This is a genomic window from Flavobacterium chungnamense (genome assembly GCF_039539165.1).
In the GTDB taxonomy this organism is placed as follows: Bacteria; Bacteroidota; Bacteroidia; order Flavobacteriales; family Flavobacteriaceae; genus Flavobacterium; species Flavobacterium chungnamense.
In genome coordinates this window covers 133,189-157,684 of the sequence record NZ_BAABCS010000015.1, presented here as the reverse complement: position 1 = coordinate 157,684, position 24,496 = coordinate 133,189, and the positions used below count along the sequence as shown (strand labels likewise).

At 31.3% G+C, this 24,496-nt stretch carries 20 protein-coding genes and 2 tRNA genes; 11 read left to right on the top strand and 11 right to left on the bottom strand.

All coding sequences use genetic code 11. The features are described from left to right. The first annotated feature begins 22 nt into the window (after positions 1-22). The 4 genes from ABD771_RS07830 to clpX all read left to right on the top strand — a co-directional run bounded on the left by ABD771_RS07830 (position 23) and on the right by clpX (position 3,940). Positions 23-370 (top strand): phage holin family protein, encoded by a 348-nt coding sequence (locus ABD771_RS07830; RefSeq protein WP_345093112.1) that lies wholly within the window; start codon positions 23-25, stop codon positions 368-370. An 87-nt stretch (positions 371-457) separates the two neighbouring features. Beyond that, positions 458-1,792, top strand: a complete 1,335-nt coding sequence (gene tig / locus ABD771_RS07825; RefSeq protein ID WP_345093109.1) for a trigger factor — start codon at positions 458-460, stop codon at positions 1,790-1,792. Positions 1,793-1,971: 179 nt separating this feature from the next. Next, on the top strand, positions 1,972-2,628 hold the full coding sequence (gene clpP, locus ABD771_RS07820) for an ATP-dependent Clp endopeptidase proteolytic subunit ClpP (RefSeq protein WP_298305780.1): 657 nt from the start codon (positions 1,972-1,974) through the stop codon (positions 2,626-2,628). Positions 2,629-2,707: 79 nt separating this feature from the next. Continuing rightward, positions 2,708-3,940 carry an ATP-dependent Clp protease ATP-binding subunit ClpX gene (gene clpX / locus ABD771_RS07815; protein ID WP_345093106.1) on the top strand — a complete coding sequence of 411 codons (1,233 nt, stop codon included), beginning with the start codon at positions 2,708-2,710 and terminating at the stop codon, positions 3,938-3,940. Between the two features lie 65 nt (positions 3,941-4,005). On the opposite strand, the gene ABD771_RS07810 is transcribed toward clpX, so the two are convergent. From ABD771_RS07810 to ABD771_RS07795, 4 genes are all read right to left on the bottom strand, one after another. Further along, the gene (locus ABD771_RS07810; RefSeq protein ID WP_345093103.1) at positions 4,006-6,210 is read right to left on the bottom strand and encodes a TonB-dependent receptor domain-containing protein; all 2,205 of its coding nucleotides are present in this window, start codon (positions 6,208-6,210) and stop codon (positions 4,006-4,008) included. Between the two features lie 71 nt (positions 6,211-6,281). After that, complete coding sequence (locus tag ABD771_RS07805) at positions 6,282-7,163, bottom strand: DMT family transporter (RefSeq protein WP_345093100.1); 882 nt, start codon at positions 7,161-7,163, stop codon at positions 6,282-6,284. A 15-nt stretch (positions 7,164-7,178) separates the two neighbouring features. Beyond that, on the bottom strand, positions 7,179-7,319 hold the full coding sequence (locus tag ABD771_RS07800) for a hypothetical protein (protein WP_345093097.1): 141 nt from the start codon (positions 7,317-7,319) through the stop codon (positions 7,179-7,181). A gap of 11 nt (positions 7,320-7,330) precedes the next feature. Then, positions 7,331-8,863, bottom strand: a complete 1,533-nt coding sequence (locus ABD771_RS07795; RefSeq protein WP_345093094.1) for a GH3 auxin-responsive promoter family protein — start codon at positions 8,861-8,863, stop codon at positions 7,331-7,333. An 85-nt stretch (positions 8,864-8,948) separates the two neighbouring features. Here ABD771_RS07795 and ABD771_RS07790 point away from each other — a divergent pair, with 85 nt between their 5' ends. Next, positions 8,949-10,070 (top strand): hypothetical protein, encoded by a 1,122-nt coding sequence (locus ABD771_RS07790; RefSeq protein WP_345093091.1) that lies wholly within the window; start codon positions 8,949-8,951, stop codon positions 10,068-10,070. Positions 10,071-10,102: 32 nt separating this feature from the next. Beyond that, positions 10,103-10,897 (top strand): DUF2797 domain-containing protein, encoded by a 795-nt coding sequence (locus ABD771_RS07785; protein ID WP_345093088.1) that lies wholly within the window; start codon positions 10,103-10,105, stop codon positions 10,895-10,897. A gap of 34 nt (positions 10,898-10,931) precedes the next feature. On the opposite strand, the gene ABD771_RS07780 is transcribed toward ABD771_RS07785, so the two are convergent. Both ABD771_RS07780 and sppA read right to left on the bottom strand, forming a co-directional pair. Then, positions 10,932-13,544, bottom strand: coding sequence for an AsmA family protein (locus tag ABD771_RS07780; protein ID WP_345093085.1), 2,613 nt, complete (start codon positions 13,542-13,544; stop codon positions 10,932-10,934). A gap of 210 nt (positions 13,545-13,754) precedes the next feature. Further along, a complete protein-coding gene (gene sppA, locus ABD771_RS07775; protein ID WP_345093082.1) occupies positions 13,755-15,521 on the bottom strand; it encodes a signal peptide peptidase SppA in 1,767 nt (588 codons plus the stop codon). A gap of 140 nt (positions 15,522-15,661) precedes the next feature. Between sppA and folK the strand changes: the two genes are divergently transcribed. Beyond that, positions 15,662-16,795 carry a 2-amino-4-hydroxy-6-hydroxymethyldihydropteridine diphosphokinase gene (gene folK, locus ABD771_RS07770; RefSeq protein ID WP_345093079.1) on the top strand — a complete coding sequence of 378 codons (1,134 nt, stop codon included), beginning with the start codon at positions 15,662-15,664 and terminating at the stop codon, positions 16,793-16,795. Here folK and ABD771_RS07765 read toward each other — a convergent pair. Together ABD771_RS07765 and ABD771_RS07760 are read right to left on the bottom strand one after the other, a co-directional pair. Then, the gene (locus ABD771_RS07765; protein ID WP_345093076.1) at positions 16,788-17,321 is read right to left on the bottom strand and encodes an RNA methyltransferase; all 534 of its coding nucleotides are present in this window, start codon (positions 17,319-17,321) and stop codon (positions 16,788-16,790) included. The two genes, folK and ABD771_RS07765, sit on opposite strands and share 8 nt — an antisense overlap. A 70-nt stretch (positions 17,322-17,391) precedes the next feature. Continuing rightward, entirely contained in the window at positions 17,392-17,931 is a 540-nt protein-coding gene (locus ABD771_RS07760; protein WP_345093072.1) for a DUF1573 domain-containing protein, read from the bottom strand. Positions 17,932-18,124: 193 nt separating this feature from the next. Between ABD771_RS07760 and mutS the strand changes: the two genes are divergently transcribed. The 4 genes from mutS (at position 18,125) to ABD771_RS07740 (ending at position 21,424) form a co-directional block, all read left to right on the top strand. Then, entirely contained in the window at positions 18,125-20,692 is a 2,568-nt protein-coding gene (gene mutS / locus ABD771_RS07755; RefSeq protein WP_425556461.1) for a DNA mismatch repair protein MutS, read from the top strand. 132 nt (positions 20,693-20,824) lie between these two features. Further along, positions 20,825-20,897 (top strand) — tRNA-Gly (locus ABD771_RS07750). Between the two features lie 14 nt (positions 20,898-20,911). Then, positions 20,912-20,997 (top strand) — tRNA-Leu (locus tag ABD771_RS07745). A gap of 223 nt (positions 20,998-21,220) precedes the next feature. Next, complete coding sequence (locus tag ABD771_RS07740) at positions 21,221-21,424, top strand: hypothetical protein (protein ID WP_345093066.1); 204 nt, start codon at positions 21,221-21,223, stop codon at positions 21,422-21,424. 70 nt (positions 21,425-21,494) lie between these two features. Here the strand turns inward: ABD771_RS07740 and ABD771_RS07735 are convergent, their stop codons facing one another. From ABD771_RS07735 to ABD771_RS07725, 3 genes are all read right to left on the bottom strand, one after another. Then, positions 21,495-21,710: a hypothetical protein gene (locus ABD771_RS07735; protein WP_345093063.1), complete on the bottom strand. Its 216-nt coding sequence runs from the start codon at positions 21,708-21,710 to the stop codon at positions 21,495-21,497. Positions 21,711-21,865: 155 nt separating this feature from the next. Next, entirely contained in the window at positions 21,866-24,013 is a 2,148-nt protein-coding gene (locus tag ABD771_RS07730) for a S46 family peptidase (protein ID WP_345093060.1), read from the bottom strand. Positions 24,014-24,047: 34 nt separating this feature from the next. Continuing rightward, entirely contained in the window at positions 24,048-24,491 is a 444-nt protein-coding gene (locus tag ABD771_RS07725) for a GNAT family N-acetyltransferase (RefSeq protein ID WP_345093057.1), read from the bottom strand. Positions 24,492-24,496 lie beyond the last annotated feature (5 nt).

Below are 24,496 nucleotides of genomic sequence, written 5' to 3'. Positions count from 1 at the left end.
AAATAAAAATTAATTAGAAAATATGAAATTACTTTTAAGAATTTTAATAACATCCACCCTTGTTATGGTTATATCTTACCTTATGAAAGGAGTTGTGGTTGACGAATTCTCTACAGCATTAATTGTTGCAATTGTGCTAGGATTGTTGAACTTTTTTGTAAAACCAGTGCTAGTGTTGTTTACTTTACCAGTAACCGTTTTTACTCTTGGACTGTTTTTATTGGTTATCAATGCGATAATAATTCTAATGTGCGACCATTTTGTAGATGGATTTGATGTAAACGGATTTTGGACAGCCTTGTTCTTTAGCATCATTTTATCGCTTTCACAATCATTGGTTTATCAACTTACAGGAGAAGGGAAACAATAGTTTAAAAATCAATAAAATAAAATTGGTTGGGTTGTAGAAATGTTATAATTTTGCAACCCAATTTTAGTATGTATAAAACACGAAGAAATGAATATTACAAGAAATAATGTAGATGCATTAAATGCTGTAGTAACTGTTGAGGTTTCTAAAGCTGATTATGCTCCAAAAGTAGAAAAAGTATTAGCAGATTATCGTAAAAATGCAGCGATTCCCGGTTTCAGAAAAGGCGCTGTACCAATGAGCTTAATCCAAAAACAATACGGAAAAGCAATTTTATTGGAAGAAGTAAACAAAGTTTTACAAGAAAATCTAAACAGATATTTACAAGAAGAAAAATTAGATATTTTAGGAAATCCACTTCCTGTTGTAACAGACAGTTTCAATTGGGATGCTGAAGATTTCAAATTTGATTTCGAATTAGGTTTAGCACCAACATTCTCTGTTGATTTAGCAGCAAAAAATGATGTGGTTCAATATAAAATCATTGCAGACGACACCATGTTGAACGCACAAGTTGCAAGAATCCAAAAACAATATGGTAAAATAGTTTCAGCAACTGTTGTTGCAGAAGGAAATGATGTTTCAGGGATTTTTACTAATGAAGAAAAAGGAATCAACAATAGAACAACTTTAGATATGGAATTGTTTGCTGATGCAAAAACAGCAAAATTGTTCTTAGGTAAAAAAGTAGGTGATGTTGTTACTCTTAAAACTAAAGGTTTATTCAATGATGACCATAAATTAATGGATGTTTTGGCTATTGTTCACGATGATGTTCATGGTTTAGATATTGAAGTTACTTTTACAATTGATGAAGTTGTTGCAAGTGAACCAGCTGAATTAAACCAAGAGTTGTTCGATAAATTATTCGGACCTGGAGTTGTAAATTCATTGGAAGAATTGAAAGCTAAAATAAAAGAAGACGCTGAACAACAATTCGAACAACAAGCGAATCAAAAGTTCTTAAATGACGTTACTGAATCATTAATTACTAATACAAAATTTGATTTACCTTCAACATTTTTAAAAAAATGGATTCAATCAGCAGGTGAAAATCCATTAACATCAGAACAAGCTGAAGAAGAATATGCAAAATCTGAAAACGGATTGCGTTACCAATTAATCGAAGGTAAAGTAATGGCAGATAATAATCTTCAAATTACTTTCGAAGAATTAAAAGATTTTACTTCAGGTTTAATTAAAAAACAAATGGCGCAATTCGGACAAATGAATCCTACAGACGAAGATGTTCAAGGAATTGTAGCTCGTGTTATGGGTAACCAAGACGAGGTAAAACGCCTTTCTGAGCAAGTAATGAGTGAAAAAATGTTGAACCTTTACAAAGAAAAAGTAAAAGCTAAAACAAAAGAAGTTAATTACGAAGAGTTTATTAAAGCAATGTATGGTGAACTAAACCACTAATTGTAAAAGATAATTTATTATATTTGAGCGTCAAAGTCAATTGATTTTGACGCTTTTGTTTTCAGACAGTTTGTCACTTAAAATAAAAGGAACGACATTTGCAATAAAGAAATAAATTATAAGTTTAGTCCAACAACTTTAAACTTTTAAACATATAAACTTTTAAACTATATTTTAAAATGAACTACGGAAAAGAATTTAAAAAATTCGCTACTAAGCATCATGGAGTAAATAGCTTGTACTACGATAAAATGGTAGCTAGTTTAACGCCTTATATTATTGAAGAACGCCAATTAAATATCTCACAATTAGACGTTTTCTCTCGTTTAATGATGGATAGAATCATCTTCATGGGAACAGGAGTTGATGATTATATGGCGAACATCATTCAAGCACAATTATTGTTTTTAGAATCAGTGGATGCTTCTAAAGACATTCAAATTTATATCAATTCTCCAGGCGGAAGCGTTTACGCAGGTCTAGGAATTTATGACACAATGCAATACATCAAACCAGATGTAGCAACAATTTGTACAGGAATGGCAGCTTCAATGGGAGCCGTTTTACTTTGTGCTGGTGCAGCTGGAAAACGTTCGGCATTACCACATTCAAGAGTAATGATTCATCAACCTTCAGGTGGCGCTTCAGGAGTTGCAACCGATATGGAAATCAACTTGAAAGAAATGTTGAAATTGAAAAACGAGTTGTATGAAATAATTTCAAACCATTCAGGTCAAACTTTCGAAAAAGTTCATAGAGACTCTGAAAGAGATTATTGGATGATTGCTGATGAAGCAAAAGAATACGGAATGATTGATGAAGTTTTAAGAAGATAATAAAGTTGGAAGTTAGAAGCTGGAAGTTGGGTGTTTTCTCATCTTCCAGCATCCATCTTCCAGCATCCAACCCAAAAAGATGGCAAAAGAAAAATTAGAATGTTCCTTCTGCGGAAGAAAAAAACCGGAAACCAATTTATTGATTGCCGGAATCGACGCGCACATTTGCGACCGCTGTATTGAACAAGCACATGGAATTATTTTAGAAGAATTAAAAACCAATTCCAATGCAAAAATTGCTACCGATTTAGTTTTGCGTAAGCCAAAAGAAATCAGAGCATTTCTTGACGAATATGTTATTGGTCAAGAGCAAACCAAAAAAGTAATGTCGGTTGCAGTGTACAATCACTACAAAAGATTAATGCAACAACAAGTAGCCGAAGATGTTGAAATTGAAAAATCAAACATCATTATGGTTGGTCAAACAGGAACCGGAAAAACATTAGTAGCAAAAACGATTGCACGTATGTTAGATGTTCCTTTAGCTATTGTTGATGCGACTGTTTTAACCGAAGCTGGTTATGTTGGAGAAGATGTGGAAAGTATTTTAACTCGTTTACTTCAAGCAGCCGATTATGATGTTACTAAAGCAGAAAGAGGAATCGTTTTCATTGACGAAATTGATAAAATTGCTCGTAAAAGTGATAATCCATCAATAACTCGTGATGTTTCTGGTGAAGGTGTGCAACAAGCCTTGTTGAAATTATTGGAAGGAACTGTTGTGAATGTACCACCAAAAGGAGGAAGAAAACATCCAGACCAAAAATTTGTTGAGGTAAATACTCAAAATATATTATTCATCGCTGGTGGAGCTTTTGACGGAATTGAAAGAATTATTTCAAAACGTTTAAACAGAACCGCTGTTGGATATTCAACTTCTAAAAATGTTGACAATATTGATAAGGATAATTTATTGCAATATATCATCCCAAAAGACATTAAAGATTTTGGTTTGATTCCAGAAATCATAGGTCGTTTACCGGTATTAACTCACATGGATCCTTTAGATAAAGAAACGTTACGTTCTATTCTAACCGAACCAAAAAATGCTTTGATAAAACAATACGAAAAGCTATTTGCTATGGATGATGTAAAATTCACCATCACCAACGAAGCTTTAGATTACATTGTGGAAAAAGCTTTAGAATACAAATTAGGTGCGCGTGGATTACGTTCGTTATGCGAAGCAATTTTAACCGATGCGATGTATGAATTACCAAGTTCGGATGACAAATCTTTAGAAATTGATAAAGAATACGCTGAGCATACCTTGAATAAAAATTTATTGAAACGATTGGAAATTGCTTCATAACTAAAAATCAAAAACCCAATTCTGAAATTTCAAAATCGGGTTTTATTTTACAACTAATCTTTAAATTACTTCACTAATCCACCGCCACTTTTCACTTTTTCTGTTTGAATGTCGGTGTTTTCTTTTTCTAATTTTAAATTACCAAATCTATAGGTTAACGAAATTCTAAAAACTCTAGAATCATTTTTCTCATAGAATTTTGTTTCTAAATTGGTTGACGAAACTAAAGCGTTAATCTCATTTTGATTGAATAAATCAAATGCGTGAATTCCTAATTTTAATTTCTTATTCAAGAAATCTTTGTTCAAAGAAATATCAAATTGTTGAATTGGTTTTGTGATTTTATATATTTCCCAAACACCACCTTGAGGCAAAATGAAGTAAGTCATACTACTTTTAATATCCCATGGTAACATAATTTGGGCTTGAGCAGCATAGTTCCAAATTGGTTTAGACTTGAATGAAAAGTCATATCCTTCCGTCAAGTTTTTGATGTAATTGATGTTCAAAAAGATGTAATTCATTTTATCAATATTGTTCATTCTGTTTTTGAACTCTTCTTTTCCTTTAAAGAAGTAATCTAACGGAATTGGGAAGTTGGCAAAAACACTCATTGTTTTAAAACGATCAAATTGTTGGAACGTTTGTGTACTTACCAATTGTCCTGGCTCGGCATTAAAAATGAATAAATTATGATCTTTTGAAACGGTGTAGTTTGTTCCTAATTGTATGAAATCCATTGCCGAAATCTTGAATTCATAATTGTCAAAAAACGACGGATTCAATAATAAATTTCCTGAAGAAGAATTGTACTGGTCAAAATTAGAACCATTCGGGTCTAAAACACCATAACTTGGTTGCGAAATTTTTCTTGAATAAGAGGCGCTCATATTTACGCTTGGAGCAATTTCATACAAAGCACTTACATTAGGAAATAAATTTCTGTTATTGAAATCGATATCTGTTCTTGTGTTGTCAACAATTCCAGTTCTATTTACATTAAAATCTTCAAAGCGAAGTCCTAAAGTAAAATTGAACTTTTTAATCTTTTTTCTTGCTTCAGCATAGAAAGCCAAATTTGTTTCTTTATAATCAAAATCAATAATGTCTGTAATTGGAGAATTCAAATTGTAATTTCCGGTGTTATTTACTTTGATGGTATTAAATTTTCCACCAGTGTTGATAGAAAGTTTTAGTTTTTCAAAAGGAATTGCAAAATCATATTTCAAATAATAATTTAGCAAACCAAAGTCATTGGTAAAATTATTATAACTAGAAGTTACACCATCAAAAGCATTAGATTTAGAATTCGGATTTCTATTGAAAGTATTTGCAAAAGCAATGATATCAAGTGTTCTTCCAATAGTATCTAACTTAGTTTTATATTGCAAACTAAATTCTTGATTGTTAGACTTTGTTTTGGTACTTCCGTCATTCAAATAATCTGAAATTTCACTTCCAGTAGTTTTTGCATCAAAAACATCTCTGTCATTGCTATAAGTAGAATTGTAATTGAATAACAAATTAGATTTTTCACTTAACTTATAATTAGTTCCAATTCTCATGTAGAAATTTCGGTTTGTTGTAACAGATAGTCTTTGTTGGTCGATGTACTTATCTGGATCGAATGAAGTAAAAGTTTGTCCGTTTTTTGATTTTTGCTCACGATCAATATAGTTGTAACCTATCATAGTTTGCCAACTCAAGTTTTTCTCTTTACCATTCAATAATATCTGCGGACTAGGTTTCTGATATTTATTAAAATTATAATTTAAATTGAATGTTGCATTGATGCCTTTTAAACGTTTGTTACTAGTTACTAAATTGATTACTGAACCACTAGCGTTAGCATCAAATGCTGCACCAGGATTATAAATCAATTCTACTTTTTCAATAGCATTAGCAGGAAGCGATGATAAATAATTTTCCAAATCAGATCCGCTTAGCGTACTTGGTGAGCCATCGATATAAATTGCAACACCTTTACCATTTAAAGTCAAACCTCCTGTTGGCGAAGCGATAACTCCTGGTAATTTTTTAACGGCATCATAAGCTGTTCCAGTACTCAACATTGCGTTATCTTTTATAGAAACGGTTGTTTTGTCGGATTCAACTTTGATAAGTTGTTTTTTTGTGGAAACTTTTACTTCGTCAAGAACTTCAACTTTTTTCTTGATAGTATCTTTTGGTGTTTCAGAATCTTGTTTTTTTTCTTGTGCAAATAAAGCATTTGCTACTAATAATGTAATAGATAGAAATAGTGATTTCATTGTAATTTGATTTGATTGATGATTCACTATAAGACTTTTATCATCAACAAATGTTACAGCGAAAATGAAATTTATTTTGCTTTTTTATAATTTACAATAAAGACACCACCAATTATTAATGAAGCAGCAATGATAATTCGAGAAGTAATGGTCTCATCTAGAATAAGCCAACCAAGAAATAATGCAACTACAACATTGACATAGGATAAAACAGAAACTTTGGTAGAAGACATTTGTGTTATCAAATAACTGTAAGCAACATAACCAACAACCGAACCAAAAACGGCTAAATAAACCATTGCTAAAACGCTACGCAAACTCCAATTCTCAGTAGAGATTGTTGGAGTTAAAATGAATTGAATTGCAGTCAAAATAATTCCAGCAATGATCATTTGGATACTTACATTCATGAGCATGGTTAACGAATTTTCACTTCCTTTTTTGGTGATAATTGTTCCAATTGCCCACATTAAAACAGCAATTAAAATAGCAAAAACACCTTGTCGATACTCAGGATTCAATAAATCGGAAAGACTGTTTTGGTAGATTAGAAAAATTCCAAACTTACCTAGTAAGATTCCAAGTGTCGTTTTAATGGAAAGTTTTTCATTGCCTAAAATCAAATTCAAAATCAGTACAAAAAAAGGTGATAATGTAGATATTAATGAAGCCAAACCACTAGTAATGTACTTTTCAGAATAGGTTGTTAATCCGTTAGCAAGAACAATCATCATTATAGATAGGATAAAAGCTCTAAGAAATTGCCTTGGGTTTACAGGTTCTAATTTTCGTTGAAACAATAAATAAAAGAAAATGATAAAACCCGAAATTAAGTTTCTAATGCCTGCAAGTAAAAAAGGAGGAATGGTTTCAATACCAATTCGAATGCCTAAAAATGTGGTTCCCCAAAAGAAAGCAACACAAAATAATGCTAAGTAAAGTTTAGTTTTCAAAAAAGAATTTGGGAATTACGAATTGCGATGCGAAGGTACTGAACTTTCTTTTTTAATTGAAGTTTCCACACAACGTTTTCCATAACATTTCATTCTTTTAGGTCCACAAGAAAGTATGGAAAATGAGAGAAGTAATAAGATGGCAGTTTTTTTCATTTTTTAGAATTTTAACCTTTGGAATTTATACTCGTTTGCATCCCAATCAATTGCTCCAAATAATCACGTTCGTTAGATAATCTCGGTATTTTATGTTGTCCACCCAATTTGTCTTGTTCTTTTAACCAATCATAAAACAAGTTTTCACGCGCAACATTTACTTTCAATTGATTTAATGTCATGTTGTTGTAACGTTTAGCTTCATAATCGGAATTGACTGTTTGCAACGTTTCATCCAATACTTTTTGAAATTGCTCCATATCTTCGGGATGTTTTTTAAATTCAATCATCCATTCGTGTGCGCCTTTTTCTTTTCCTTTCATGAAAATAGGTGCAACCGTGTAATCTTTAACTTCACAATTCAATACCGAACTTGTTTTAGCAATTGCCTGATCTGTATTTTCAACCATCAATTCTTCTCCAAAAACATTAATATGATGTTTTGTTCTTCCTGAAACTCTAATTCTGTAAGGTTTTAAAGAAGTAAATCGAACGGTGTCACCAATCATATAACGCCATAATCCTGAATTAGTTGTGATTACAATGGCATAATTTTTAAACAATTCAACATCAGCTAAACGTATAATGCGCTGATTGGGCGTTCCAAAAGTGTCCATCGGAATGAATTCGTAGAAAATTCCATAATCCAACATCAACAATAAATCATTGGAATAATTCAAATCTTGAATCGCAAAAAATCCTTCCGAAGCGTTGTAAATCTCATAATATTTAAAATCACTACTAGGAATAATCTTTTGATATTGCTCACGATAAGGTTCAAAATTCACGCCACCATGAAAATATACTTCCAAATTAGGCCATAATTCCATCAAATTAGAATTGGTGGTTTCTGTCAGAATTCGATTCAGTAATACTAACATCCACGATGGAACGCCAGCAAAACTAGTAACGTTTTCTTTTTTAGTTTCGTTAATAATAGCAGTCAATTTGGTTTCCCATTCGCTCATTAACGAAACTTTATTGCTTGGTGTGCTGCTAAATTCAGCCCACATTGGCATATTTTCTATCAATATTGCCGATAAATCTCCAAACGAAGTATTGTTGTTTTCATAAATCTGTGAACTGCCACCAAGACGCAAACTTTTTCCAAGAAACATTTCGGAATTTTCGTTGTTGTTCAAGTACATACACAACAAATCTTTGCTGCCTTTGTAGTGGCAATCTTCTAGAGCTTCATTGCTTACGGGAATAAATTTACTTTTAGCGTTTGTAGTTCCGCTCGATTTAGCAAACCATTTTATGGGTGTATTCCAAAAAACGTTTTGTGCACCTTTTCGAGTGAGTTCAATCATAGGTTCCAATTCTTCGTAGGTTGAAACCGGAACTCTTTCTGTAAATGTTTTATAATTTCGTATCGATTCAAAATCGTATTTTTTTCCAATAACGGTTTCTTCACAATTGCGAATTAAGTTCATAAGTAACTCATCCTGAACTTCATTAGGGTATTTAAGAAACAACTCAATCTGATGAATGCGCTGCTTCAAAACCCAAGATGCGATAGAATTAATTATTGGAAAAGGCATGATTTTGAATTAAGAATTATGAATTACGAATTACGAATTATAACTTTACGCTAAAATAGTAAATAATTTAAAACAATAAGCTATATTGAAATCATTTGTATTAGTATTATTAATCACTCCAATAATGCTTTGCTCTCAGCAGAAAACTTTAATTGGAAAAGTAAAATCTACAAGGGAGAAATTATACTTTGTTACAGATTCAATCCAAAATTATAAATTATTTAATAATGATGGTGATTATGGACATTCTGGATTTACTAATCCTCAAGGAACAGTTGATAGATTTTATGATAATTGGTTCAACGAGGTTTTTGTTCATTACATTAATAATAAAAAATTTTATAATGAAAAAGGACTTTTGAAAAGTGAAGATTGGTTTTATAAAAATGATAAGCAATGTGCCTCATATGAATATAAATATACAGACTTTGATAGCTTATGTAGAATTACTAAGAAATACGATAATGTAGATTATTACATCTCAAATATTTCATATAATCATAAAAAATTCATTCAGAGTAAATTAAATTATTGGACAAATAATTGTGAAAATTTTAGCCTCAAGATTTTTTACTATAATGAAAAGTACAATTTAATTGGAGAAGAATTTTTGACACAAGAAGGTAAACAAAAAGAAGTATATTACACGTTAAATAAACTAGGTTTACAAGATAAAACTATACTCCACAAACCTACTATTTGGGCAAAGTATGATTCGGTTTCTTATTACGAAAAGAAAGATTCCATTGGGACATATTTTACTTCTTTAAAAAAGTATTTTAATCAAAAAAAGCAAATTATTAAATCCGAGTCATTTTTTCCTCCTGATTATGACTCTGAAGGTGGATTGTCAGAAACCAAATATTTTGAATATGATGAACGAGGAAATTGTATTGAAACAAGGCTTAACTTTGCATCGAATCCAAATATTATATATGTTCAATCTAAAGAATACGATAGAATAAATAGAAAAATTAAAGAAGAAAATAAAACGTTAAACAGTACTAATACTTTTGATTATAAAAAAGAATTTTTTTATAATGATAAAGGTGAGTTATATAAATTAATAGTAAAATCATCTTCTGAAAAAGAAATTGTTGTTCAATTTGAATACAAATACGATAGCTATAATAATTGGATTGAACAATCAAAATTCGTTAATGGTAAAAAACTATTTATCTGGAAAAGAGAAATAGATTATTATTAGTTTTATAAAAATCGAGTAAATTTATATTAAAAATGACATACGAAGGCGTTCTCACCAAAATGCAAACCGAGTTTTCGAATCCAATTCAATATTATTTGGTTTTTGAAAACAGTTTTTTGAATTTGAATCAGCTATTGAATAAATCTATGGAAATTAATTTTCTTGGATATCAATGTTTGAATTGTGGAAAAAAGAAAAAGATTTTCCGTCAAGGATTTTGTTATGATTGCTTTATGAGTAGCGCATCGGCAGGCGATTGGATTATGAAACCCGAATTATCAACAGCTCATTTAGATATTGAAGATAGAGATTTGGAATACGAAAAACGAGTACAATTGCAACCACATATTGTATATTTAGCATTATCAAGTGAGGTAAAAGTTGGTGTAACAAGAAAAACACAAGTGCCAACTCGATGGATAGATCAAGGTGCAGTGCAAGCCATTCCAATTGTTGAGGTTCCAAATCGATATTTGGCAGGAATTACCGAAGTCGCTTTGAAAAATCATTTTGCGGATAAAACCAATTGGCAAAAAATGCTAAAAAATGAAGTTCCAGCTGCCGATTTAGTAAAAGAACGTGCCAATTTGAAATACCTAATTCCAAAAGAAGTGCAAGAATTTTACCATCCAGAAAAGGAAGATTTATATGATTTGCATTTTCCAGTTTTGGAATATCCTAAAAAGGTTTCCAGTTTAAGTTTAGATAAATCTCCAAACTTCGCAGGAAGACTTACCGGAATAAAAGGTCAATATTTAATTTTTGAAGATGGAACGGTTTTTAATATTAGAACGTTTGAAGGATATGTAGTGAAGATTAGTTTGTAAAAAAAATGCCTTTCAAATCGAAAGGCATCTTAATTTATGGAGTTGTTGTAGTACTTGCAGGTTTTTCTTTTTTCTTCAACCAACCATTCAATAAATCTTTGGCTTTGGTTTTAACTTCTTCTTTAGTCGCTGGAACTTTAGTTTTTGTAGTATCGCCAGGTTTTTTGTTTTTGTTGATTAAATTTTCTAATTCATTTTTACCTTTTCCTATCAACTGTTCTTTCTGTTGTTTTACTAAATTATTTACTAAAGTTGTAGTTGCTGCTTTTATATCAGTTGTGATTTTTGGCGTTGTAAAAGAACCACCAAGAACTGCATTTACAGGAATATTTTCCAATTTAGCTGCGTTGGCCGGAGTTAATTTAGCAATTAAATTATTTACATCAGTTCCAAGATATTTGGCAGGGACATCAAATTTTAAATTGTAATTCATCAATTGGTCAAAACCATGCGTTCCACCAACCGTTACTTTTATGTCTTGGTATTTTAAATCAAACGGTTTTACCGTAACTTTTCCATCTTTAAAGGTTAATGCTGCTTTTAAATCGTTTAAATTTAATTTCTTTAAATCAATAAAATTCAAATTGGAATCTAAAGCACTCAAAAGAGTAGAATTACTAGAATTTACAGTAGTTGATAACAATTGACCTAATAAATCTCCAGAAAGTGTTTTTAAATCAGGAGTCATTTCATTAGCATCCAAATTTCCAGATAATTTGATAGTTGAATTTAGCTTTCCGTTTATGATTCCTGCAATTGGAGCAATTTTTTTCAACATGTCTAATTGGGTAAAACTATCTGCAATATTTACTTGATTCAAACCAAGATTCATATTGAAAGTTGGTATTTTTGCTTTGGTAGAAACCATTCCGTTTACACCAATTGAACCGCCAAAAATATTGGTTTTCACATTTTGTAAAGTTACTGTTTGGTCTTTTACAATCAGTTTTCCAGAAACATCTTTTAACGTTAAATTGTCGTATAAAACTGTGTTAGCCTTTGCCGTAAGTGAACAATCTAAGAAAGCAGGAATTTTCATAGCCTCAGTTTTAGCTTTCGTTTCTGTTTTAGCTGTTGGCTCAGCTGTTGTCATAAAATCGGAAACCGCAAGTTGATTGGAAGTCAAATTAAAGTTTCCTTGCAAATTCTGATTTCTGAAAATAAAGCCGTAGAAATTTTCTAAAACTCCAGTCACATTCATATCACTTTTTCCTGTAGTAGCTTTAAATTCTTGAAGATTGACACGACTCGGATTGAATTGAACAATGGCACTATTAATATTCATCGATTTGCCGTTTTCATCCACATATTTGAATCCAGTTAAGTTGATATTTCCAGCATTATTGATGTTTTGGTACTGACTTTTTTCAACCGATGCCATATCAAATTTAGTAGTAACATCAGCTTTCAAAATACCTGAAAGAGGTTTTTCTAATTTAATAGGATAAGCTTTTGACAAATTAGCCAAATTAATCGTTCCTTTCAAAGCGGCATCAACCAAAGCATTTGTTGCAATGTTTTTAATGTTTGCTTTAGCGTTAAAAACATCTTGATCAATAGAAAAGGATAGTTTGTCTAAATTCACATAAGTGTCATTCATTGCACCAGTTTCATTAATGATTTTGGTGTCGATAACAATATTTTTAACCGATTTTGGTAAATCAGGATATTGAAAAGACGCATTATTGGAAGCAATGGCTATATTAAATTTAGGAACAGTGGTATCTGTCAACATTCCTTTAGTAAAACCAGCAACAGTAAAATCACCTGTAGTTTTTACATTATCCAGACTACTTGAATAAGCAGGCGGAATCAAGCCTAAGAAGTTTTTGAAGGATGAAGTTGGTGTTTTAAATGTTAAATCATATAATTGTCCAGCATCTACTAATTGAATAAATCCGTTGAATTCTAAAGGTAATTCGTTGATTTTCGCTTTGTTTTCTTTGAAAGTATATTTACTGTTTTTTAAATCAATTCCGAGAATGGCATCCAAAGAAACATTTACTTTATTCATGTAATTTACTTTATCCATATTCAATGAAACTTTGGCTGTTGTTTTGGTGTCTAAATCTAAAACATCATTAGTAAAATCGCCAGTTCCAGAATGATTGATGCTATCAATAACCATCGAAATTTTAGACGCTTCATCAAAATATTTGAACTTGAAATTTTCAACATCGTATTCTTTAATTTTTAAAGCAAGTGGTTTGCTTTTCCCATCGTCTGTTTTTTGGTTTTGATTTTTTAAAGCAATGTCAAAATTTCCAACACCATCTTTATTGAAAATGATATTAATTAATCCGTTTTTAGAGGAAATGGCATCAATGTTTAAAGGTTCGTTGTCATCATTGAAAAGTTCCATTACCGACATTTTTAAATTCAGTTCTTTAAAAGAAGCTAAGGTATCACCTTCAAATGGAGCTTTGTTTACAATAGATAAATTTTCCATAGCTACATTCGCATTAGGAAAACTTTTGAATAAACTCAAATCGGCATCAGTAAAAGCCACTTTGGCATCGACACTTTCGTTGATAGATTTTAAAATTTTAGCTTTTATTTGGTCTTCAAATAAATACGGAATTGCAAAAGCAGAGACAACTAGTAGCAACAATACAATTCCAACGATTTTTAAAATTTTTTTTACCATGATGATTTAAAATTTGATCCATTTTTTTAAAGCAAATATCTTGCCTTAACTATAATAACAACAAATTTAGTGTTTTATGATAGTTATAGCTTGTAAAATTTTCATAAAATGTTTGATGTTTTCAATGATGTAGAAATACTTTTACAAATAAAAAATCCGTCTCATTTTTCAATAAGACGGATAAAAACAACTAACCCAATCGTTTTTTGATTAATTAATTTTCAACTCATAAGCCATTCTTGCTTGAACACCTTTTTGGTTGGTCATTTGTTTTATTTGCTGAAGCACTTTGTAATTTTGCTCACCAATTTCTTCTTTTATAATAGCTTGACGCGATTGTGCAAATCCAAATTGTGCTAAAATATCTTCAAAACTCTTCTCATATTCTGGGAAATTTTGAATTCTATATTTTGTTGTTTTTCCAAGTTTAGCTGCTTCTTTTATAGCTTCATCCATTCCTCCAATTTTGTCAACTAAACCAATTTTTAAAGCATCTTGACCACTCCAAACTCTTCCTTGACCGATAGCGTCAACCTGCTCGAAAGTTAATTTTCTTCCTGCAGAAACTCTGTTTACAAAAGTAGAATAAATGTGTTCAACGCCTTCTTGAGCAAAACCGCGATAGTTTTCATCTAATGGCATAAATGGACTATAACCTGCAGCATTAGTATGTGTTTTTACTTGTTCGATGTCTAAACCAATTTTATCTGCAGCAACGGTAAAGTTTGGTAGAATTCCAAAAACTCCAATTGAACCTGTGATTGTATTGGCTTCTGCAAAAATTTTATTAGCATTACAAGCAATATAGTAACCTCCAGAAGCTGCATAATTTCCCATGGAAACCACGACAGGTTTTACTTTTTTAGTCAATTCAATTTCTCTCCAAATCAGTTCCGATGTTAAAGCACTTCCTCCAGGAGAATCAATTCTTAAAACTACTGATTTTACATTTTTATCAGCACGAGCTTCTTGCAATGAACGACGCATCGCACCTTCGCCAATAAGGTTTACATCACCTTCACCGCTACCAATTTCACCTTGAGCATAAATAATAGCAATTTTATCTTTAGTTGAATAATCCTTTGATGTTGAAGCAACTTTTTCGGCATAATCTTCAATAGAAACACTTTCGTAATCTTCGTCAGATGCTACTTTTAAAGCTTTTTTGATGTCGTTGTGATAAACATCTTCGTAAGCGATAATGTCGATTAATTTTTCGGCTTTTGCCATTTGTGGCGTTCTTGCTAAAAGTCCATCAGCAACTTGATTTAGTCGTGCTACAGATACTTTTCTGCTTTTAGCAACTTCTGTTACTACCGAATTCCAAACTGAAGTTAACAGTTGCGTGGTTTGTTCTCTATTGGCATCACTCATTTTATTTTCTAAAAAGGGTTCCACCGCACTTTTGTATTTTCCATGACGAATTACTTCCATTTTAACACCTGATTTTTCTTGTAAATCTTTAAAGAACATCAATTCAGCAGATAAACCTTTGAATTCTAATTCTCCAATAGGATTCAAATAAATGGTATTGGCAACCGAATTTAAATAATAGTCTTTTTGCGAATAAACATCGGCATAAGAATAGATAAATTTACCTGATTTTTTGAAATCTTCTAAAGCATCACGCAAAGCTTTGGTTTGAGCAATTCCTAAATTTGAAAAATTGTTTAAAATTGAAATTCCTTCAATATCCGAATCAGTTTTGGCATATTCTATAGCGTTAATTACATCAAATAAACCATCATGTTTGTCTTTGTCATTTAAAAACGGCATGTCATCATAATTGGTTTTACCAGCATAATCGTAGTTGATTTTTGATAAATCCAATTCGATTACAGAGTTACTTTGAACAGTAACAGTTTCGGAGTCGCCACTTCCGGCAATAGCTCCAATTAAAATAATTCCAAAGAAAAAAATCATGCAAAAAATAAATAGCCCAACAATAGTGGCTAATACATTTCCTAAAAATCTCATAATATTTAATTTTTACTAATTAGTAGTTGAAAAAGGTAATTTGTTACAAACCATTTGATTAATTATAAAATAAAAATAGTTATCAACACAAGCTACAAATATACTTCAATTCTAAAATTCTTTTAGTTATTTTGCCAAATATGAATCAGCAACATCAAGTCATACTTTCTTTAGGTAGTAATCAAGGTAATCGCCTTGAGAACATTGAGCATTGTATTGATTTATTGCATCAAGAAGTTGGAACTGTGGTTAAGGTTTCTTCTTTGTTTGAATCAGATTCTTGGGGTTTTTCTAGTGATTCTTTTTACAATTGTGCCGTTTTAATTCATACGCATAAAAATCCGCAAAAACTTTTAAAAAACATTTTGAAAGTTGAAAAAAAGTTAGGTAGAGTTCGAACAGAAAGTTCCGATTATCAATCAAGAGTTATTGACGTCGATATGATTTCTTTTGATGATGAAATTATTGAATCTGAATCATTACAAATTCCGCACAAACATCTTCAAGACCGACTTTTTGTTTTGTTGCCAATGATGGAAGTGGTTTCCGATTGGACACATCCTATTTCCCAAAAATCAGTTTCAGATATTTTAAAAGATTGTAAGGATGAAGGTAATTGTGTGAAGATTTCAAAATTGAATGCACCATTGCAAAAAATCAATTTTGACGATTTCAATTACATTGCTATTGAAGGAAATATTGGAGCAGGAAAAACAACTTTGGTTTCTAAATTAGCAGAAGATTTTAATGCCAAAACTGTTTTAGAACGATTTGCAGACAATCCGTTTTTACCTAAATTTTATAAAGATCAAAACCGATATGCTTTTCCGCTAGAGATGTCTTTTTTGGCCGATAGGTACCAACAAATATCAGACGATTTAGCTCAGTTTGATTTGTTTAAAGATTTTATCATTGCCGATTATCATATTTTTAAATCTTTAATTTTTGCTAAAGTAACTTTAGCTGAAGATGAATACCGATTGTATAAAACGCTTTTCGATATCATTTACAAAGAAATGCCAAAACCAGATTTGTATGTTTATTTGTACCAAAATACAGAACGATTATTGGCAAATATCAAGCGAAGAGGAAGAAGTTACGAACAAGAAATTCCAGCAGAATACTTAGAAAAAATCAACAACGGTTATCTCGATTATATCAAAACTCAGAAAGATTTGAATGTACTTATAGTAGATGTTTCTGAAAGAGATTTTGTAAAAAATCAAGAAGATTATATTTTTATCCTTGAAGAAATTAAGAAAAAACTTAATTAGATTTTATTTTTTGAAATAAATCCCAAACTACAATTCCAGTACTTACAGAAATGTTTAATGAATGTTTACTTCCCAATTGTGGGATTTCTATAACGCCATCACTTAAATTAATAGCCTCCTGTGAAACTCCAAATACTTCATTTCCGAATACTAATGCGTATTTTTTTTCTTTTTCAGGTTTAAAATCATCTAAGAATATAGCATTTTCAACTTGTTCAATAGCATAAACAGAAGTGCCATCTTTTTTAAGTTTTTCAATAACTTCAATAACACTTTTATTGTGTTCCCATGCGACGGTTTCAGTTGCTCCAAGTGCGGTTTTATGAATTTCCTTGTTTGGAGGTGTTGCGGTTATTCCGCAGAGATAAATTTTTTCAATTAGGAATGCATCAGAAGTTCTAAATACCGAGCCAATATTGTGAAGACTTCTAATATCGTCTAAGACAATTATTATTGGTGTTTTTTCAGCTTGTTTAAAATCTTCAACAGATTTTCTTTCAAGTTCGCTGTTTTCTAATTTTCGCATTTTTTTTTGGTAAAGGTATTCAAAAAAAAGCTTCCGAAAATCGGAAGCTCTTTTTTATGAGGAAAAAATATTAGCTTTTAGTCTCTGTAGCTGGAGCAGCTGGAGCATCTGGAAGAACATTACCTTTAATAGTAATAATTTTTGTAGATTTTCCTGTTGGAACTGGAGCAGCACCTGGAGTTGTTGATGGAGTCGTTACTGGAGTAACATTTGAGCCTACAGCATTAGAAGTTACAGTTACTGTTTTAGTAAATGGACCAACTCTGCTAGTATCGTATTTAACTCCAATTTTACCTGTTTCTCCTGGCTGAATTGGTTTTTCTGGTTTAGATGGTACCGTACAACCACAAGATCCTTGAGTGTTTTCAATAACTAAAGGCTTGTTTCCATTATTTGTAAAAACAAATTCTCTTTGTCCGTCAGCATTGTGCGGAATACTTCCGTAATCAATAGTTTCATTTTCAAAAACCATTCCTGCACCATCAACTTTGGGAGTTTCAACTTTAGTTGATACCGCTTTCTTAGCTTTTTTTGTTTTAGATTTTGTTTGAGCATTTGCAGAAGTTAAACTGAAAACTGCTAAAACTGCTACTAGTAATATTTTTTTCATTTTTTATAAAATTAATAATTTAACAAGACAAATTTATATAAAAAAAAGTTCAAGAGTCACAATGAAACTTAAATTTTTATTAAATGAATTGTTAATGATAAAATTTAATATTAAATAATTAAATTCGTAAGCTAAAATTAAAATAATAAAACCATTGTCATCTAAAGATAAAAGCCCGAAAGAAACACCATTAATGAAGCAATATAACGAGATTAAAAGGAAGTATCCTGATGCTTGTTTATTGTTTAGAGTAGGAGATTTTTATGAAACTTTTGGGGAGGATGCTATTCGTGCATCAAAAATTCTTGGTATTACTTTGACAAAGCGAGGTGCTGGCTCAGAAACAGAAACGGCTTTGGCAGGTTTTCCTCACCATTCTATTAATACCTATTTGCCGAAACTTGTAAAAGCGGGACTTCGAGTAGCCATTTGCGATCAACTTGAAGATCCAAAAATGACTAAAACTATTGTAAAACGTGGTGTTACCGAATTAGTTACTCCAGGAGTTGCAATGAATGATGAAGTTTTGCAATCTAAATCTAATAACTTTTTAGCATCAATTTATTTTGGGAAAAAGCAATTAGGAGTTTCATTTTTAGATGTTTCTACAGGAGAATTTTTGACGGCTCAAGGGAATGAAGAATATATTGATAAGTTGCTTCAAAATTTCAATCCGAGTGAAATTCTAATTCAAAAGAACAATCGAAATCAATTTAAAGAAAGTTTTGGAGAAGATTTTAATACATTTTATCTTGAAGATTGGGTTTATCAAGAAGATTATGCTTTTGAAACATTGACCAATCATTTTCAAACCAATTCGTTAAAAGGTTTTGGCATTGAGGAATTGCAAGATGGAATTATTGCTTCAGGAGCGATATTATATTATTTATCAGAAACACAGCATAATAGAGTTCAACACATAACAAGTATTCAACGAATTGCCGAAGATGCCTATGTTTGGATGGATCGATTTACCATCAGAAATTTAGAATTATATCATAGTTATAATCCTAATGCTGTAACATTATTAGATGTAATCGATAAAACGCTTTCGCCAATGGGTGGGCGTTTGTTAAAACGATGGTTAGCATTGCCTTTAAAAGATGCAAATAAAATTAGAAGTCGTCATGAAGTGGTTACTTATTTGAAAGAAAATCAAGAAATACTTCAAAAAATACAATATCAAATAAAGCAGATTTCCGATTTAGAACGATTGATTTCTAAAATTGCAACAGGAAAAGTTTCTCCAAGAGAAGTTATTTATTTGAAAGAATCATTGGATGCAATAATTCCAATAAAAACATTAGCTTTAGAAAGTAAGCAAGAAGCAGTAAGAATAATTGGTGATAGTTTTCATAGCTGTGATTTACTTCGTGAAAAGATAAAAACAACCTTAAATCAAGATGCTCCAGTTGCTATTTCAAAAGGAAATGCTATTGCAACAGGAGTTCATGCCGAATTAGATGAATTAAGAAGTATTGCTTTTTCAGGAAAAGAATTTTTAGAAGGAATTGAGAAAAGAGAATCTGAAGCAACAGGAATTTCTTCTTTAAAAATATCTTTTAATAATGTTTTTGGATATTATATAGAAGTTAGAAATACACATAAAGATAAAGTTCCTGCTGAATGGATTAGAAAGCAAACATTAGTAAACGCTGAACGATACATTACAGAAGAATTAAAAGAATACGAAACCAAAATTCTGGGTGCCGAAGAAAAAATTCATCAAATAGAAGGACAGCTTTTCGAACAATTGGTCAATTGGATTGCAACTTACATAAAACCAGTTCAGTTGAATGCTAATTTGGTTGCTCAGTTAGATTGTTTAACTTCTTTCACGCAGTTAGCAATTGAGAACAATTATGTTTGTCCAATAATAGATAAAACGTATGAATTAGAAATCACAAACGGCCGTCATCCTGTTATTGAAAAGCAACTTCCGGTTGGAGTTCCTTATATTGCTAATGATGTTTTTTTAGATAGAGAAACCCAACAGCTAATTATGATAACCGGACCAAACATGTCGGGTAAATCAGCTATTTTACGTCAAACAGCTTTGATTGTATTACTTGCGCAAATGGGTTGTTTTGTTCCGGCAGAAGCCGTTAGAATGGGAGTTGTAGACAAAATTTTTACTAGGGTAGGCGCAAGCGATAATATTTCGATGGGCGAATCTACATTCATGGTAGAGATGAATGAAACAGCTTCTATTTTGAATAATATTTCCGATAGAAGTTTAGTTCTTTTAGATGAAATTGGTCGTGGAACAAGTACGTATGATGGTATTTCTATAGCATGGGCAATTGCAGAGTTTTTGCACGAAAATCCTGCTCGACCAAAAACACTTTTTGCAACACATTATCATGAATTGAATGAAATGAGTGAAATGCTTCCGAGAATTCAAAATTACAATGTTTCGGTAAAAGAGTTAAAAGATAATGTTCTTTTCATAAGAAAATTAGTAAAAGGAGGTAGTGCACATAGTTTTGGAATTCATGTTGCAAAAATGGCTGGTATGCCACAGATAGTAATTCAAAAAGCGCAAAAGTTACTTAAGAAATTAGAAAAAGACCATTCAGGAGACGCTTTACATGGAATAAAATCAGCTAAAGATGAAATGCAGTTGAGTATCTTTAATTTAGACGATCCATTGTTGGAGGAAATTAAAGAGGAAATACTGGGTTTAGACATCAATACCTTGACTCCAGTAGAAGCTTTAATGAAACTAAACGAAATAAAACGGATGTTGCTTAAAAAGTAACAAATAGGTTTTCAATAGGTTATGTTTTTGTGAAGTTTTTTTTATAAAAAACGTTTGTATAATTGAATTTTAATATTACATTTGCTTCCGCAATACGGAACAAGTATTGTCGTTCATACAAAATCTGATAATGCGAAAATAGCTCAGTTGGTAGAGCGCGACCTTGCCAAGGTCGAGGTCGCGGGTTCGAGCCCCGTTTTTCGCTCAACCACCTATAATGCTCGGATGGTGAAATTGGTAGACACGCTGGACTTAAAATCCAGTGAACAGTAATGTTCGTGCGGGTTCAAGTCCCGCTCTGAGTACTAAAGCTTCAAACTATGTTTGGAGCTTTTTTTGTTTTAATTTGATTTTGATTTGAGTAATATGGGTACTTTTGTTATAAGTAAAAGATTAAATGGATATTATAAATATGAGTTTACTTCTAGGAAAGGTAAAGTGATATTGTTGAGTAATGATTTTGAATTACGGTTTGAGTGCGAAGACAATATTGAATTACTTAAAAAATCTTTAGCAAGTTTATTTTTTATGAAGTTCAAGTCAAAGAATGGGAAGCTTTATTTTAAAATAATTTTAAACGAAAAAGAAATTGCTGTAAGTAGGAAGTATACTACTCAATTATTAATGGAAAAGGGAATCGCAGAAATAGAACGAACTATACACAATTCTGAAGTTCTTGACTTTTCAAATCAGAATGATGTTTTTCCACCTGCAGAAGAAATCTTCGGATAAATTTAAATATAAAGTAAAAAAAAAGCTCTGCATTGCAGAGCTTATTTTTTGTAATTAGAACTAGTTCTAATTATTTTTTTGCTGGAGCAGCAGTCTCAGCTGGAGCAGCAGTAGTGTCAGCTGGAGCAGCAGTTGTATCAGCTGGAGCAGCAGTTGTGTCAGCTGGAGCAGCAGTTGTGTCAACAGCAGTTGTGTCAGTAGCTTCTGTAGCAGCGTTTTCTGATTGTTTACAAGATACTACAGTTAATGCAGCAATAACAGCTAAGCTTAAAAATACTTTTTTCATCTTAATTTAAATAAAAGGTTAATTATTAATTCGGAGCAAAGATATAAATTTTTTTAATCGAAAAAATTTTTATTTAACTTTTTTTAAAAATTCTATCTTCGAGTTCCGTATTTTACTATACAAATTTCATGCCAAAATGCAATAAAACATAAATTTTATTTTTTCTTAGCTGGTTGTATGATTTTCAATTCATTAATGATGTTTTTTGCTCCAGCATACTTATCAATAATAAATAGTATGTATCTAGAATCCACCATAATGTTTCTACAAATGTCTGGAGAGTAATAAACATCACTCATTGTTCCTTCCCAAACTCTATCAAAATTCAAGCCAATTAAGTTTCCGTTTTTGTCTAAAGCCGGACTTCCTGAATTTCCTCCAGTAGTATGATTAGTAGCTATGAAACAAACAGGCATTTTCCCTTTCACTCCATAAATACCATAATCTTTGGCATTATACAAATCAATTAATTTCTGAGGAACATCAAACTCATAATCACCAGGAACATATTTTTCCATAACACCATCAAGTGTTGTAAATGGCTCATAATATACTGCATCATTTGGTTTATATCCTTTTATTTTCCCATAAGTTACTCGTAAAGTGCTGTTGGCATCAGGGAAAATACGAGCCGATTTTGGACTTAACTCTAAAATGGCTTTCATATAAGTTCTTTGCAAAGCAATATTTTTTAAATTTAATTCGTCATATTTTGGAGCTACATTTTTAGTAAAAGCATCCGCCATTGATTTAATTACTTGATATCCTTTATCAGCATTCATCTTTTCAATAACAGTTTTCGAATCACCTTCTAGTAAAGATCTAAATTTTTCTAATGATGTTAATTTTGAATTTGCAAAAACTTCAGTTGTCAATTGAGATGCATTAATGTTGTTCAAACTTTCAGGTAAAAACTGTTTTGGGGATTTAGTTGCATACAAATTGATTAGTTGCTCAAATACATTTTTATCAACTTCTGCATTATAATCTTTATAAAAATCTCCAATTCCGCTTGAGAGTGTATTTTTTCTATCTGTAAAAGATTGATCACCTTTTGAATTTAAAATTTGTTCCAATTGGTATAATTTATATCCAACAGAAAGTAGTTCGGTGTTTCTCAAGGCAACTTCAGAAAAATAATCTCTTGCTAAAGCATAGTCTTTAATTTCAGTATAATTTTTTTCAAATTCTGATAATAAATTTCCGTATTCAGCTTGTTTGCCTGCTTTTGCTACTTTTTGTTGAAAGTCTTTCTCAAATTTTTGTTTCTCAGCAACTGCATTGGCTTTTTTCAAACCTTTTGTTTCACCCATCCATTTTTTCCAATAATTAGCAACCGATGCATATTTAGCTGCATATTGAATTTTGATAGCCTTATCTTTTCTCATAAAACGATCTTGCACTTTCAAAGCAGCATCACGAATTTCTACTTTTGCAGGATTTAAGGTTTCAACAATTTGATTAACGGCTACCGATGGTAAATATTCAGTAGTTCTTCCAGGATAACCCATAACCATTGTAAAATCGTTTTCTTTCAAACCTGTGATAGATATTGGGAAGAAATGTTTTGGTTTGTATGGAACATTATCAGCTGAATAAGCTGCTGGACGATTGTTTTTATCAGCATAAATTCTGAATAAAGAAAAATCTCCAGTGTGTCTAGGCCAAACCCAATTATCAGTATCAGAACCAAATTTTCCAATCGAACTCGGTGGTGCACCAACCAATCTAATATCTTTATAGCTTTCTACTACAAATAATAGGTATTGATTTCCGTCATAAAATGTTTTTACACGGTTTTCTTGCCAAGCTTCTTTTGGAGAATTTTTAACTAATTCCGAAGTGTTTTGTTGAATTTTCTTTTGTTTTTCAGCTTCCGAAGTTAAACTTGCAATACCTTCTATTATTTTGGAAGTTACATCTTCAATTTTTACCACAAAAGTTACTTCCAAATCTTTATTTGGTAATTCTTCTTCCATTTTGTATGCCCAAAAACCATTGGTTAAATAGTCGTGTTCAACAGTTGAATGACTTTGAATGTTGTCAAAACCACAGTGGTGATTGGTCAAAATCAATCCTTTGTCCGAAATTACTTCAGCAGTACAACCTCCATCAAAATGAGGAACGGCATCTTTCAAACTCGATTGGTTTATAGAATAAATTTGTTCGGCAGAAATTTTCATTCCCAAGGTTTTCATTTCGCCTTCGTTCATTCCTTTTAGCATCGATGGAATCCACATTCCGCCTTGTTGCGCTTGTGTTTGAATGACAAATAATAAGAGTAGTAATTTAATGAATCTCATAATTAGATTTTTAGATTATTGGATTTTTAGAAAGTTAGAATTTGAATTTTAGTAGTTTCCGATTGTGAACTTCGAAATCGTTTGCAAGATACAATTTTTGTGCATTTTCATTATGGTTTTCAACTTCTAGATAAAGTAATTTAACATTTAATTGTTTAGCTTGTTCTTTTATGAATTGAATTATTGTGGTACCGATTCCTTTTCCACGTGCAATTTTTTTAATGTATAATTCGTCTAAAAATGCTATTCTTCCTTTGTATTCAAAACTAAAAACAAAAGTTAGAATTACATAACCAACTAATTCATCTTCCGAATAAATCAACCAAGATTTTCCAAGATGTTCATTAGTAATAAACTCTTGAAATAGTTTTTTAGAAACTTCAACATCAATTGGATAGTTATCAATTGCATAAAAATCTTGCATCATGGTTGTGATGGCTTCAATTTGGGAGGTTTCTAAAGTTTTAAATTGAATCATATAAG